The sequence below is a fragment of the Pseudomonas sp. RT6P73 genome (assembly GCF_054897715.1).
On sequence record NZ_JBUBUV010000002.1, the window covers coordinates 6,076,638 to 6,092,888 of the forward strand.

A 16,251-nucleotide genomic window follows, 5' to 3' on the forward strand; every position below is an offset into this window, starting at 1 on the left:
AACTGGACGCGAGTATGCGGTGCGGCGACGAAATCGTCACCGGGGGATGGGCACAAACGCAACGGCCGCCCCATCAGGGCGGCCGTTTTTCGTTGGGTCAGCTGTTGTTGTGATCGACTTTGATGGTCGGGTCGCTGCCAGCAATCAACGTGTGAATGTTGGCGCTGGACCAGTTGTTGCCTTCCAGTTTGATCGTCACATCCGGCGTTGCGGCGGCCGCATCGCCCGAGTTGAACTTGCCGCCGGAACTGACTTGCAACGATGACACGCCGTCCACAGTGCTGATCTTCAGGAAGTTGTCGATGGTGCTGCCGGTTTCGCCTTGCAGCAGATCGCGCAAGTCGATGCGATCACCTTCGCTGGCCTTGAAGTCCTTGATCACGTCGCTGCCGGTGTCGCCAGCCTTCCAGACGAAGGTGTCGGCACCCGAGCCGCCAATCAGGATGTCGTTGCCCTGACCGCCCATCAGCGAGTCGTTACCCTTGCCGCCGAGCAGAATGTCATTGCCCTTGCCGCCGTCGAGCAGGTCATTGCCTCCCTGGCCGAAGAGAATGTCATTGCCCGCACCGCCCAACAGCGTGTCGTTGCCGTCATGGGCACCCGACACGTCGAATGCGCTGTAGTGCTCGGTAATGAACTGGTGCACGTTGCTGGTGGTGACTTTGCTGACGTCCACGCCGGTTTCTTTGGCGACGAACGCCTGCATCGCCTGATAGCCCTCGCCGGCGATGCCGTTGAAGCTCACCAGGTCGCCGAACAGGAGGTCGTTACCATTGCCGCCGCTGACCGTGTCGGCACCCGGCATCGTCGCTTCGGTGTGACCGATGATCGAGTTGGCCAAGTCTTTCGGATCGATGTTGGTTTGCGGCGTCTTGTCCGAGTCGTACGGTTTCAGGTCGCTGAGGGTCACGTCTTTGTTCAGGCCGATGGCTTCGACCGTCGACACCTTGTCCAGCAGCGCGAAACCGCTGGTGGAGTTGTCGATGGCGCTGGAGCCGGTGGTGCTGCCGTTACCGTCGCGATAAGACAGCTCGTACGTGCCGTTACCCTCGGCGCGAATAGTGCCCAGTTCTGAGCTGCTCCAGTAACCGCCCCACGAGTTTTTGTACGTCTGCAGCGTGACGGTGCCGGAGTTATCGATGGTCAGGTAGTGAGTACTGTCCAGGTAACCGGAGTAGGTCTGCCCCAACTTGTAATTGGTGGTGGTGATGACGTCATCGAGCTTCACGTTGCCGAACAGGGTCGGGTTGGTCTGCTCACCGCTCTGGTAATAGGTCGGCTTGCCGTCGGTGATGAAGTACGTGAGGTTCTTCGCCCCAGTGTTCGCGATGGCGTCGGCACTCTGGAACCAGTTCGCCGTGGTTTTGAACACGTCTTCGTAGTTGGTGCCGCCGCCGGAAGCCATGGAATCGAGCACGGCTTTGAGCAGGATCAGCGCATTCGGATCGTTCAGGTTCACCGAGGCAGACTTGTTGACCTGGTTATCGAAGTCCGCGAGGAAGATGTTCACGGTGCCGGAGTTGCCACCCATGCTTTGCTTGAGGGTGTTGAACACCGCGGTCAGCGAGTCCTTGGCGGCGTTGATCGACGACGCGCTCATGCTGCCCGAACTGTCGACCATGAACGCAATGTTGTAGTTGGTACCTGGCACCACGGTCAGCCCGCCGATGTCGGCGACCATGATGTCGTTGCCGTCGGTGCCGGTGATGGTGTCATCGGCCGCCGTGGCGGTGACGGCGTTGTAGACCGCCGGGTAAACGGTGACCGGAATCGTCGCGGTGCTTGCCGCCGAGCCGCCGAGAACCTCGGTGGAAGTCGAGGTCACGGTCAGGTTGAACTGGCCGTTGTAGTACGGCGGCGGGGTCACGGTCAGGGTGCCGAGGTTCCAGCCGGTGACGTTGGCTTCACCCGACGTGGTGCTGGCGGTGAAGGTGTGGCCGGCGCCATCGGTGAGCACCGAGCCCGCCGGGATGCCGCTGATCTTCACGACCAGGCTTTCGGAACCGTCGGTGTCCGTGAGCGCAGTCTTGATCGCAGACAGGTGAACGCTGGTGCCTTCGGCCGCTTCGTTGAGCTTGTAGCCGTCGTAGTAGCCTTCGCCGTTGGTGCCGTGCAAATCGGAAACCGTCACGCCGGAAGCGGCCAGATCTGCAATGCCGGTGTACAGCGGCACGCCAGCGCTGCTCAGGTCGACCGCTGCAGCGCCGTTGACCGACAGGTTGACGTCATAGCTGCCCGGGCCGCTCTGGTTGTGGTGGTAGATATCCAGGGTGTAGTAGCCGCTGGCGGTCGGGGTGAACGAACCGCTCAGACTGCCGCCCGCGCCCCAGAGCGCGCTGGCCACGGTTTTACCGCCGATGGTCACGAGCAAGCTGTCATCGCCGGTGCCGCTGAAGCTGTAAGTCTTGCCGGCTTCGAGGTAGATCAGGCCGGACGTTTTTGATGCGGTGCCCGCGGTCACGCCGTCGGACTGTACGTTGGTCACGGTGGTGCTGCTGTTCGGTTTACCCGCGGCATCAATCACCGACTTCAGCGTGTTCGACGCCGCGCCGCTGCCATCGGTGCCGAGGCCCGACAGGCCGGTCCAGACTTCCTTGATCAGCCCGGTAGATCTGACGCCGTTGTCGGCAACGCTCAGGGACGGCGCATCGGCAACCGGCGTGATGTCGATTTTGATCGTGCCAGTGTTGCCCAGCAGCGAACCGTCGGTTGGCTGGAACTTGATCTGTGCGTAGTCCGCCAGATTGTTGCCCGTGCCGGTGCCGCCGTAGCCATTGGCGCCGGACTCGTTGGCATCCGGCAGGAAGCGCACTTTGCCCGCGTCGATGTCAGCCTTGGACAGGGTCTGGTTGGTCGTCACGTCGGTCCAGGTCGAGCCGTTCAGGTACTGCAACTTGCCTTCGCCCGGCAGGCCGGTGATTTTCACGCCGAGGCTGGCGGCAGGGCTGTCGACATCGGTGACGCCGAAGGTCGACCAGCCGAGGATCAGCGGGGTGTCCTCGGTGCCGGTGACGTTAACCGGCGCGGCGGTCGGTACATCGTTCACGGCCACGACGTTGACGGTGGTGGTCGCGGTGTTGGAGTAGTTGCTGCCATCGGTCACCGTCACAGTGATGATCCGCGGCACGGTGCTCGGGTCTTCGCTGCTGTTGGTGAAACTGATGTTTTTGATCTGTTGCATGTAGTCGGCCAGCGTCGCGTTGCCGGACAACGTCAGCGTGACGGTGCCCTCCTTGCTGTTGGCATTGATGGTGATGCCGTTGACGCTGTTGCCCAGGTTCAGCGCATCGCCGTCCTGACGGTTGGTCAGCACGATGGTCGCGCCGGTCAGCATCGTGCTGTCCGGGTCGGTGATTTTCAGGTCGGTGTCGCCGATCGATACGCCTTGGCCCGTGGTGCCTTCGGTGAAGGTCACGTTGTAGTTGGCACCCGTGGCGCCGCTGGAGTTGTTGGCATCCAGGTCGAGCACGGGCGGTGCATCGTTGTCGATGATCGAGGTGCTGATGCTGCCGTTGGTCGCGCTGATCGCCAGGTTCTCGAAGTTGCCGCCGGTAGCCGAGTCGATCTTGACCACGAAGTTTTCGGTGCCTTCGGTGATCCTGTTGTCCAGTGTCGCGACGTTGAAGCTCGCCGTGCTGGCGCCCGCCGGAATTTTCACGGTGTACACACCGGTGAAGTCCGCACCGTCGGCGGCGGTGCCGCTGTAGGTGATTTTCAGGGTGACTTCGGTCTGCGCCGGGTTCGTCAGGCTGACGGTGTAACTGGCGGTCTGGCCTTCGGTCACCGAAGTGCTGCCGGTGATGCTGACTTCAGTCCTGTCGAGAGTGTCGGTGACGTTGGTGACGGCTGCCGCCGGGCTTTTGACCAGGTTCTCGAAATTGCCACCGGTGGCGTTGCTGATGGTCGCCTGGACCGTGCCTGCGTCTTTGTAAACGTCGTCTTTCGGTGCATCAAAGCTCACGGTGCCGGTGGTTTTGCCAGCGTCGATGGTGATCACTGCGCCGTTGCTCAGCGTCACGGTCACCGGTGTGCCGGCGGCGTTGGTCAGGGTGGCGGTGTAGATGATCTGGCCACCTTCGGCCACCGAGTTACTCGCACTCAGCGACAGAGTGGTCGTGTCAGTGGTGTCGGTCACGGTGGTGCTGACCGGGGTTTTGTCGGCAACCAGGTTTTCGTAGTTACCGCCGCTGACGTTGGTGATGGCGTTGGTCAGTGGCGTGTGGCCGGTCAAGGCATCGTTTGGTGCGAGCGTGGTCACGAAGCCTGTGGTTTTGCCGATGTCGATGGTGATCGTTTGGCCGTTGGCCAACGACACGGTGACCGGGACGCCAGTCACTGCTGCGCCAACCGTGGCGGTGTAAGTGACGGTGCCGCCTTCAGCTGCCGAGGCGGTGGCTTTCAGGGTCACGGTTGAAGTGTCGATGGTGTCGGTGACACTGGTAACGACCGCGGTTTTGTTCGGGACCAGGTTCTCGAAGTTGCCACCGGTCGCGGTAGTGATGCTCGCCTGGACCCTGCCAGCGTCGATGTAGACGTCGTCTTTTGGCGCATCAACGGTCACGGTGCCGGTGGTTTTGCCGGCATCGATGGTGATCACCGCGCCATTGCTCAACGTCACGGTCACAGGTGTGCCGGCCGCGTTGGTCAGGGTGGCGGTGTAAACGATCGAACCGCCTTCAGCCACCGAGTTTGTCGCGCTCAGCGACAGATTGGTCGTGTCGGTGGTGTCGGTCACGGTGGTGCTGACCGGGGTTTTGTCGGCGACCAGATTTTCGTAGTTGCCGCCGCTGACGTTGGTGATCGAGTTGGTCAGTGGCGTGTGGCCGGTCAAGACATCGTTTGGCGCGAGGGTGGTCACGAAGCCGGTGGTTTTGCCGATGTCGATGGTGATCGTTTGACCGTTGGCCAACGACACGGTCACTGGCGAAACGGTTACCGGCGCACCGACAGTGGCGGTGTAGATGACGGTGCCGCCTTCAGCCGCAGTGCCGGTAGCGGTGAGTTTGACCGTCGAGGTATCGATGGTGTCGGTGACGCTGGTCACTGCTGGAACCGTGCTCGGCACCAGGCTTTCGAAGTTACCGCCGGTCGCGGTGGCGATCGTAGTGCTGACCTTGCCGGCGTCGATGTAGACGTCGTCTTTCGGCGCATCAACGGTCACGGTGCCGGTGGTTTTGCCGGCGTCGATGGTGATCACCGCGCCATTGCTCAGCGTCACGGTCACAGGTGTGCCGGCCGCGTTGGTCAGGGTGGCGGTGTAAACGATCGAACCGCCTTCAGCCACCGAGTTTGTCGCGCTCAGCGACAGATTGGTCGTGTCGGTGGTGTCGGTCACGGTGGTGCTGACCGGGGTTTTGTCGGCGACCAGATTTTCGTAGTTGCCGCCGCTGACGTTGGTGATCGAGTTGGTCAGTGGCGTGTGGCCGGTCAAGACATCGTTTGGCGCGAGGGTGGTCACGAAGCCGGTGGTTTTGCCGATGTCGATGGTGATCGTTTGACCGTTGGCCAACGACACGGTCACTGGCGAAACGGTTACCGGCGCACCGACAGTGGCGGTGTAGGTGACGGTGCCGCCTTCAGCCGCGGAAGAAGTCGCGGTCAGGCTGACGGTCGAAGTGTTGATGGTGTCGGTTACATCGGTAACCGCCGCTGCCGGGTCTTTGACCAGGTTTTCGAAGTTGCCGCCAGTCGCGTCCTTGATGGTCGCTTCTACCTTACCGGCATCTTTGTAGACGTCATCGGCAGGTGCTTTTACGGTCACGGAACCGCTGGTGGCGCCGGCGGCGATGGTGATCACCGCGCCGTTGCTCAGGGTCACGGTCACTGGCGTACCAGCAGCGTTGGTCAGGTTCGCGGTGTAGACAATCGAACCGCCTTCGGCTACGGAGTCTGTAGCAGTCAGGCTGATAGTCGTGGTATCCGCCGAGTCGGTAACCGAGGTGTCCGCCGACTTGCCGTCTACGTCCAGCTTCTCGTAGTTACCGCCCTTGGCATCATCAATTTTGACGCTCAATGAACCGCCGCCAGCCAAGGCGTCGTTCGGTGCAACGAAGTTCACGCTGGCAGAACTGGCGCCAACCGGAATGGTGATGGTCTGGCCGTTGGTCAGCGTCACGACAACTGGCGAACCGGTCACAGGCGCAGTGACGGACGCGGTGTACACCACGGTGCCGCCTTCCGCGACAGAGGACGTGGCGGTCAGGCTGACCGTCGACGTATCGACGGTGTCAGTCACATCAGTCACGGCCGCAGCCGGGTCTTTGACCAGGTTTTCGAAGTTGCCGCCAGTCGCGTCCTTGATGGTCGCTTCGACTTTACCGGCGTCTTTGTAGACGTCATCGGCTGGCGCCTTGACGGTCACGGAGCCGGCAGTCGCACCAGCGGCTATGGTGATCACCGCTCCGTTGCTCAGGGTCACGGTTACTGGCGTGCCGGCCGCATTTGTCAGGTTGGCGGTGTAAACGATCGAGCCACCTTCAGCCACCGAATCAGTCGCGCTCAGGCTAAGAGTCGTAGTGTCAGCTTTATCGGTAACCGAGGTATCCGCCGACTTGCCGTCAACATCCAACTTCTCGTAATTGCCACCCTTCGCATCGTCGATTTTGACGCTCAACGAAGCGCCGCCAGCCAAGGCATCGTTCGGTGCAACGAAGTTAACGCTGGCGCTGCTGGCGCCAATCGGGATGGTGATGGTCTGGCCGTTGGACAAGGTCACAACGACCGGCGAACCGGTCACAGGCGCAGTGACGGACGCGGTGTACACCACGGTGCCGCCTTCCGCGACAGAGGACGTGGCGGTCAGGCTGACCGTCGACGTATCGACGGTGTCAGTCACATCAGTCACGGCCGCAGCCGGGTCTTTGACCAGGTTTTCGAAGTTGCCGCCAGTCGCGTCCTTGATGGTCGCTTCGACTTTACCGGCGTCTTTGTAGACGTCATCGGCTGGCGCCTTGACGGTCACGGAGCCGGCAGTCGCACCAGCGGCTATGGTGATCACCGCTCCGTTGCTCAGGGTCACGGTTACTGGCGTGCCGGCCGCATTTGTCAGGTTGGCGGTGTAAACGATCGAGCCACCTTCAGCCACCGAATCAGTCGCGCTCAGGCTAAGAGTCGTAGTGTCAGCTTTATCGGTAACCGAGGTATCCGCCGACTTGCCGTCAACATCCAACTTCTCGTAATTGCCACCCTTCGCATCGTCGATTTTGACGCTCAACGAAGCGCCGCCAGCCAAGGCATCGTTCGGTGCAACGAAGTTAACGCTGGCGCTGCTGGCGCCAATCGGGATGGTGATGGTCTGGCCGTTGGACAAGGTCACAACGACCGGCGAACCGGTCACTGGCGCGGTGACGGACGCGGTGTAAACCACGGTGCCGCCTTCAGCCACGGTGGACGTGGCCGTCAGGTTGACGGTCGATGTGTCGACGGTGTCGGTCACATCAGTCACCGCCGCTGCCGGGTCTTTGACCAGGTTTTCGAAGTTGCCGCCAGTCGCGTCCTTGATGGTCGCTTCGACCTTGCCGGCGTCTTTGTAGACGTCATCGGCAGGTGCCTTGACGGTCACGGAACCGCTGGTGGCGCCGGCGGCGATGGTGATTATGGCGCCGTTGCTCAGGGTCACGGTTACAGGCGTGCCGGCAGCGTTGGTCAGGTTCGCGGTGTAGACGATCGAGCCGCCTTCAGCGACCGAATCGGTTGCTGTCAGGCTAAGGGTTGTAGTGTCAGCCGTATCAGTCACCGAGGTGTCCGCCGATTTGCCGTCGACTTCCAGCTTCTCGTAATTGCCACCCTTCGCATCGTCGATTTTGACGCTCAATGAAGCGCCGCCAGCCAGGGCATCGTTCGGTGCAACGAAATTCACGCTACCGGAGCTCGAACCGACCGGGATGGTGATCGTCTGGCCGTTGGACAGTGTCACCACAACCGGCGAACCGGTCACAGGCGCGGTGACGGAAGCGGTGTAAACCACGGTGCCGCCTTCGGCCACGGACGAAGTCGCGGTCAGGCTGACCGTCGAGGTGTCGATGGTGTCGGTGACGCTGGTCACGGCTGCAGCCGGGTCTTTCACCAGGTTCTCGAAGTTGCCGCCAGTAGCATCCTTGATGGTCGCTTCGACTTTGCCGGCGTCTTTGTAGACGTCATCGGCCGGTGCCTTGACGGTCACGGAGCCGGCAGTCGCACCCGCGGCGATGGTGATCACCGCACCGTTGCTCAACGTCACGGTCACCGGCGTGCCGGCCGCATGGGTCAGGTTCGCCGTGTAGACGATCGAACCGCCTTCAGCTACGGAGTCAGTCGCGCTCAAGCTCAGCGTCGTGGTGTCCGCGCTGTCGGTCACTTTGGTGACGACGGCCGAGCGGTCGGTGTCGAGTTTTTCGAAGTTGCCACCAGAGCTGTCTGCAATCGCTGCCCTGACGGGCGAGGCACCGGTGTAGACGTCATTCGGCACGGTGTACGGCGCCGAGCCGCTGGACTCGCCGGCCTTGATGTTGATCACCAGGCCGTTGTTCAGGGTCACGGTCATGGCCGTGCCGGCCGGATGGCTCAGCGTGGCGGTGTAGGTGATCTGGCCACCTTCGCCGACGGTACTCACATCGGCACTGAGTTTTAGCGTGGTGGTGTCGATGGTGTCGTTGACGGTCGTGGTGTGCGTGGTCTTGCTGACGTCGAGTTTTTCGAAGTTGCCGCCGTCGGTGCTGGTGATGCCGACGGTGATCTTGCTGCCGTCCTTGTAGACGTCATCGGCCGGCGCCGGGACGGTGATGAAACCCGACTTGTCGCCGGCCTTGATCACGACACTCTCGCCGTTGCTCAGTTTGACCGTCATGTCAGTGCCGGCGGCATTGCTGAGTTTGACGGTGTAAGTGATGGTGCCACCCTCGACCACGTAGTCGCTGGCGGTCATGGTCACTTTGGTGGTGTCCAGGGTGTCGCTGATGGCGGTCGAGGTCGGGGTCTTGTCGGCGACCAGATTCTCGTAGTTGCCGCCGGCGACATCCTTGATGGCATTGGTCAGCGGCTCGTGGCCGACCAATGCGTTGTTCGGTGCTTTAACGGTGATCGAAGCATTGCTTTCACCGACCGCGATGGTGATTTTTTCACCATTGGCCAACGTGACAACCACGTCCTTGCCAGTGACCGGCGCGGTGACGGAAGCGGTGTACACCACGTTGCCGCCTTCGGCCGTGGCAGGCGTTGCCGTCAGACTGACCGTCGATGTATTGATCGTGTCAGTCACTTCAGTGATGGCTGCTGCCGGGCTAGTCACGAGGTTTTCGAAGTTGCCGCCGCTCGCGTCCTTGATGGTCGCTTCGACTTTGCCGGCGTCTTTGTAGACGTCATCGGCCGGTGCCTTGATGGTCACGGAGCCGACAGTCGCGCCAGCCGCGATGGTGATCACCGCACCGTTCGACAGGTTCACGGTGACCGGCGTGCCGGCGGCGTTAGTCAGGGTTGCGGTGTAGACGATGGAACCGCCTTCAGCGACCGAGTCAGTAGCGCTAAGGCTAACGGTGGTGGTGTCTGCTGTATCAGTAATCGAGGTGTCAGCCGACTTGCCGTCGACGTCCAGCTTCTCGTAGTTGCCGCCCTTCGCATCATCGATTTTGACGCTCAGGGATCCGCCGCCGGCCAATGCATCGTTCGGCGCGGTGAAGTTCACGCTGGCGCTGCTGGCACCAACTGGAATGGTGATGGTCTGGCCGTTGGACAAGGTCACAACCACCGGCGAGCCGGTCACTGGAGCAGTGACGGATGCGGTGTAAACCACGGTGCCGCCTTCAGCGACAGAGGAAGTCGCGGTCAGGCTGACCGTCGAAGTGTCGACGGTGTCGGTAACGTCACTGACAGCCGGAACAGTGCTCGGCACCAGGTTCTCGAAATTGCCGCCAGTCGCGTCCTTGATGGTCGCTTCGACTTTGCCGGCATCTTTGTAGACGTCGTCTGCTGGCGCCTTGACCGTCACAGAGCCGACAGTCGCGCCGGCCGCGATGGTAATCACGGCGCCGTTCGACAGGTTCACGGTCACCGGCGTGCCGGCGGCGTTGGTCAGGGTCGCGGTGTAGACAATCGAACCGCCTTCAGCGACCGAATCCGTTGCGCTCAGGCTCAGGGTGGTGGTGTCTTTGACGTCGCTTACCGAAGTGACCGCCGGGGTTTGATTCGCCACCAGGTTTTCGTAGTTGCCGCCGGTGGTGCCGTCGATTTTCACGCTCAGCGAACTGCCGCCGGCCAGGGCATCGTTGGGTGCAACGAAGTTCACGCTAGCCGAACTTGCGCCGACCGGGATGGTGATGAACTGGCCGTTGGACAGGACCACAACAACCGGTGAGCCGGTCACTGGCGCATTGACCGAAGCGGTGTAAACCACCGTGCCGCCTTCGACCGTGCTGGCCGTGGCAGTCAGGGACACGGTGCTGTTGTTGATGGTGTCGGTCACGTCGGTGACCGCTGGGGTCTTGTCGGCCACCAGGTTTTCGAAGTTGCCACCGGTTGTCTTGGTGATGCTGGCGTCGACTTTGCCCGCGTCTTTGTAGACGTCATCCTTTGGCGCGGCGAAGTTCACCGAGCCGGTGGTGGCGCCCTTGGCAATGTTGATCACCGCACCGTTGCTCAACGTCACGGTCATGGCAGTGCCAGCGGCGTTGGTCAGGGTCGCGGTGTAGACAATCGAGCCGCCCTCGGCGACCGAGCCGGTGGCGCTCAGGCTCAGGCCGGTGGTGTCGGCCGAATCGGTAACGGTGGTGACCGCCGGCGAATGGTTCGTGACGACTTTTTCGAAGTTGCCGCCGTTGTGGCTGGCAATCGTTGCCTGGACTTTGCCGCTGTCGATGTACGGCGTGTTGGCCGGTGCGGCGAAGTTGACCGAGCCGGTGGTGGCGCCGGCGGCGATGTTGATCACCGCGCCGTTGCTCAACTTCACGGTCATTGCCGTGTCCGTCGGGTTGCTCAGGGTGGCGGTGTAGGTGATCTGGCTACCTTCGCTCACGGTATGGCTGGCCGACAGAGACAGGGACGTCGTGTCCACCGTGTCTTTGACGGTGGTGCTCACGGACGCCTTGCTGATGTCGAGTTTTTCGAAGTTGCCGCCGCTGGCGTCAGTCATCTTGACGGTGAGCTTGCCGGCATCCTTATAGACGTCGTCGCTTGGCGCCGCGATGGTCACCGAACCGCTGGTCTTGCCGGCCGCGATGGTGATGGTCTCGCCGTTGCTCAGCTTGACGGTCACCGGGGTTTGCGCGGCGTTGGTCAGGGTCGCGGTATAGGTGATGTGCGAACCTTCGAGCACAGACTTGTCAGCGCTTAGGGTCAGTTGTGTGGTGTTAGTGGTGTCGGCGACGTTGGTCACGGCCGGATTCGGGCTGGTGACCAGGTTTTCAAAGTTGCCGCCAGCGGCGTCCTTGATGGTGACTTCCAGTTTGCCAGCGTCTTTGTAGACGTCGTCTTTCGGTGCGTCGACGGTCACGGTACCGGTAGTTTTGCCGGCCGCGATGGTGATCACGGCGCCGTTGCTCAGGGTCACGGTGACCGGGGTGCCGGCCGGATTGGTCAGGGTCGCGGTGTAAACGATCGAGCCACCCTCGTTGACGTTGCCAGTGGCGGTCAGCGACAGGGTGGTGGTGTCGACGGTGTCGGTCACGCTGGTGCTGACCGGGGTTTTATCGGCGACCAGGTTTTCGTAGTTGCCGCCGCTGACGTTGGTGATCGAATTACTCACCGGTGCGTGGCCGCTCAGCACATCGTTGGAGACGACGGCATTGACGGTGCCGCTGCTGGCGCCGACCGCAATGGTGATGGTCTGACCGTTGGCCAGCGTCACGATCACAGGCGAACCGGTGACAGGTGCACCGACCGAGGCGGTGTAAACCACGGTGCCGCCTTCAGCCACAGTGCTTGTGGCGGTCAGGGTGACGGTCGACGTGTCGAGGGTGTCGGTGACGCTGGTCACGGCGGCTGCCGGGTCTTTGACCAGGTTTTCGAAGTTGCCGCCAGTCGCGTCCTTGATGGTCGCTTCGACTTTGCCGGCGTCTTTGTAGACGTCATCGGCGGGTGCCTTGACGGTCACGGAACCGCTGGTGGCGCCGGCGGCAATGGTGATTACGGCGCCGTTGCTCACGGTCACGGTCACAGGCGTGCCGGCAGCGTTGGTCAGGTTCGCGGTGTAGACGATGGAACCGCCTTCAGCGACCGAATCGGTTGCCGTCAGGCTAACAGTGGTGGTGTCCGCCGAGTCAGTCACTGAGGTATCCGCCGACTTGCCGTCGACATCCAGCTTCTCGTAATTACCGCCCTTCGCATCGTCGATTTTGACGCTCAACGAAGCGCCGCCAGCCAAGGCATCGTTCGGTGCAACGAAGTTAACGCTGGCGCTGCTGGCGCCAATCGGGATGGTGATCGTCTGGCCGTTGGACAGCGTCACGACGACCGGCGAACCGGTCACCGGAGCAGTGACGGACGCGGTGTAAACCACGGTGCCGCCTTCAGCCACGGAAGAAGTCGCGGTCAGGCTGACCGTTGAAGTATCGACGGTGTCGGTCACATCAGTCACGGCCGCAGCCGGGTCTTTGACCAGGTTTTCGAAGTTGCCGCCAGTCGCGTCCTTGATGGTCGCTTCGACCTTACCGGCGTCTTTGTAAACGTCATCGGCGGGTGCCTTGACGCTTACGGAACCGCTGGTGGCGCCGGCGGCAATGGTGATTACGGCGCCGTTGCTCAGGGTCACGGTTACAGGCGTGCCGGCAGCGTTGGTCAGGTTGGCGGTGTAGACGATGGAACCGCCTTCAGCTACGGAGTCTGTAGCAGTCAGGCTGATAGTCGTGGTATCCGCCGAGTCGGTAACCGAGGTGTCCGCCGGCTTGCCATCAACGTCCAGCTTCTCGTAGTTACCGCCCTTGGCGTCGTCGATTTTGACGCTCAGGGAACCGCCGCCCGCCAAGGCGTCGTTCGGTGCAACGAAGTTCACGCTACCGGTGCTCGCACCGACTGGAATGGTGATGGTCTGGCCGTTGGACAGGGTCACCACAACTGGCGAGCCGGTCACAGGCGCAGTAACGGACGCGGTATACACCACGGTGCCGCCTTCGGCGACAGAGGAAGTCGCGGTGAGGCTGACCGTCGAAGTGTCGACGGTGTCGGTCACATCGGTAACCGCCGCCGCCGGGTCTTTGACCAGGTTCTCGAAGTTGCCGCCAGTCGCGTCCTTGATGGTCGCTTCTACCTTACCGGCGTCTTTGTAAACGTCATCGGCGGGTGCCTTGACGCTTACGGAACCGCTGGTGGCGCCGGCGGCAATGGTGATTACGGCGCCGTTGCTCAGGGTCACGGTTACAGGCGTGCCGGCAGCGTTGGTCAGGTTGGCGGTGTAGACGATGGAACCGCCTTCAGCGACCGAATCGGTTGCTGTCAGGCTAAGAGTGGTGGTGTCCGCAGAATCAGTCACCGAGGTGTCAGCCGACTTACCATCGACGTCCAGCTTCTCGTAATTACCGCCCTTCGCATCGTCGATTTTGACGCTCAGCGAAGCGCCGCCCGCCAAGGCGTCGTTCGGTGCAACGAAATTCACGCTGCCGGAGCTCGATCCAACCGGGATGGTGATCGTCTGGCCGTTGGACAGCGTCACGACGACCGGCGAACCGGTCACCGGAGCAGTGACGGACGCGGTGTAAACCACGGTGCCGCCTTCAGCCACGGAAGAAGTCGCGGTCAGGCTGACGGTCGAGGTATCGAGGGTGTCGGAGATGTCAGTCACTGCCGGAACAGTGCTCGGCACCAGGTTCTCGAAGTTGCCACCAGCCGCGTCCTTGATGGTTGCTTCAACCTTGCCGGCATCTTTGTAGACGTCATCGGCTGGTGCCGGGACGCTCACGCTGCCAGTGGTCGCGCCAGCCGCGATGGTGATCACCGCGCCGTTCGAAAGGGTCACGGTGACCGGCGTGCCAGCCGGATTGGTCAGGGTCGCGGTGTACAGAATCTGGCCGCCCTCGGCCACTTCGGTGGACGCCGACAGGCTCAGGCCGGTGTCGTCCCTGGAGTCGGTAATGGTGGTCAGCGCCGGCTCGGTGCTCGGGGTCAGCTGCTCGAAATTTCCGCCGGTGGTCCCGGTGATGGTGGTGCTGACGGTGCTGCCGTTGTTGTAGACATCATTGGCGGCGGTATCGACGGTCACGCTGCCGGTGGTCTTGCCCGCTTCGATGGTAATGACCGAGCCATTGCTCAAGGTCACGGTCATCGGCGTGCCGGCCGGGTTCGTCAACGTGGCGGTGTAAGTGATCTGGCCGCCTTCGACGACGGTGCCAGTGGCGGTGAGACTCAGGCCGGTGTTGTCGACCGAGTCGGTAATGGTGGTGACTGCTGGCGTGGTGCTCGGGGTCAGCTGCTCGAAATTACCACCGGTGGTCCCGGTGATGGTGGTGCTGACGGTGCTGCCGTTGTTGTAGACGTCATTGTCCGCGGTATCGACGATCACACTGCCGGTGGTCTTGCCCGCTTCGATGGTGATGACCGAGCCATTGCTCAAGGTCACGGTCATCGGCGTGCCGGCCGGGTTGGTCAGTGTCGCGGTGTAGGTGATCTGGCCACCTTCGACGACGGTACCAGTGGCGGTGAGGCTCAGGCCGGTGTTGTCGACCGAGTCGGTAATGGTGGTGACTGCTGGCGTGGTGCTCGGGACCAGGTTCTCGAAGTTGCCGCCGGTAGCGCCAGTGATCGTGGTGCTGACGGTGCTGCCGTTCTGATAAACGTCATTCGCCGCGGTGTCGACGTTCACGGTGCCGGTGGTTTTGCCGGCTTCGATGGTGATGGTCGAGCCGTTGGACAGGGTGACAGTGACCGGCGTTTGAGCCGGGTTGTTCAGAGTGGCGGTGTACGTGATCTGCCCGCCTTCGGTGACCGTCGAACCCGCTGTCAGTGTGAGGGTGGTGGTGTCCGGCGAGTCGGTAATGGTGGTCACGGCCGGGGCCGGGTTTGGCACCAGGTTCTCAAAATTGCCGCCGCTGGCGCCGGTAATGGTGGTGGTGACCGTGCTGCCGTTGTTATAGACGTCGTTGGCCGGTGTCGACACGTCAACGCTGCCAGTGGTTTTGCCGGCTTCGATGGTGATGGTCGAACCGTTGGACAGGGTGATGGTAACCGGTGTCTGCGTCGGGTTGGTCAATGTGGCGGTGTAGGTAATCTGGCCGCCTTCGGTGACGTTCGCGCCAGCGGTCAAGGTGACGGTGGTGGTGTCGACGGTGTCGGTAACCTGGGTCACGGCCGGAGTCGTCGGCGGGGTAACGGTGATGCCGTTGCCGCCCGTGGTGCCGGTGACGGTCACGTTGATCTGGGTCGAGTCGTTATAGACGGTGTCGTTAGGCGCGAGCGGGACGTTGACGGTGCCGGTCAACTGGCCAGCCTGAATCACGATCACCGAGCCATTGGACAGCGTGATGGTCAGGTCGGTCAGCGGTGCCTGGGTCAGGGTCGCGGTGTAAACCAGTACGCCGCCCGCTTCGGTAATGGTCGGCGTGGCGCTCAGGCTCAGGGTCGAATCACGCTGAACGTTGGCGCTGGTGTCGGCCGTCAGGCCACCGGTGGTGAGCTGTGCAGCCTGTGCCGCAGTGCTGAGGCCCGCAGTCGGGAAACCAATGGTCGGGTCGACCCGGCCAGCAGTTGCATCCAGCATCACGAAGCTGTGACCGCCACCTGCCGCGCCACCCGAGCCCGCAGCTGTCGGGCCGGCTGCGGTGGCTTCGAGTTCAGTGGTCGGGTCGGCACCCGCAGCGATGGCTTGCTGCAGCTCTTCAACCGATGGCGCGGCTTGTGCAGTGGCTTCTGACAAGTCAGTGCTGGAATCCGGGTCGCTGGCACTCCATTGAGTGTCGCGGCCCAGGTCCAGGGTCCGGCCGTCAGCCAGTTCGAGCGTAACGGCGCCCGCCGCGCCAGTGTCTACCTGATCGCCGACAAACAACCGGTCGCCTTCAACGAGTACGCGGCGAATGCCCTCTGGGGACACCGCGAAAACTTGACCAACAATGCTTTTGACGATGGCAACAACACTGCTCATTGAAGACTCTCCGGGTGTCACGTTCAGTTGACTTCCATGAACCTGATGGCGTGTTCGCCACATCAGTCTGGACGTTCTTTCAAAATATAAGAGGCACAACCTTGACGCGATTAATCGTCAACAAATTGGCTATATTTTTTCGCTATAAACTATATGCCAAACTATTGACCTTAGTGTTGTCATCCTAAACACTCGCCCCCGTAATGTCACATTGA

1 protein-coding gene and 1 pseudogene are annotated in these 16,251 nt (G+C 61.9%); both read right to left on the minus strand.

Annotated features, from left to right (window positions below):
• Nucleotides 1-97: 97 nt before the first annotated feature.
• Complete coding sequence (locus tag ACYZT6_RS28020) at nt 98-11,023, minus strand: immunoglobulin-like domain-containing protein (protein WP_462030026.1); 10,926 nt, start codon at nt 11,021-11,023, stop codon at nt 98-100.
• Nucleotides 11,009-16,036, minus strand: a pseudogene (locus ACYZT6_RS28025) (retention module-containing protein); the annotation flags it as partial. The gene ACYZT6_RS28020 and the pseudogene ACYZT6_RS28025, both read right to left, overlap by 15 nt.
• Nucleotides 16,037-16,251: the final 215 nt, after the last annotated feature.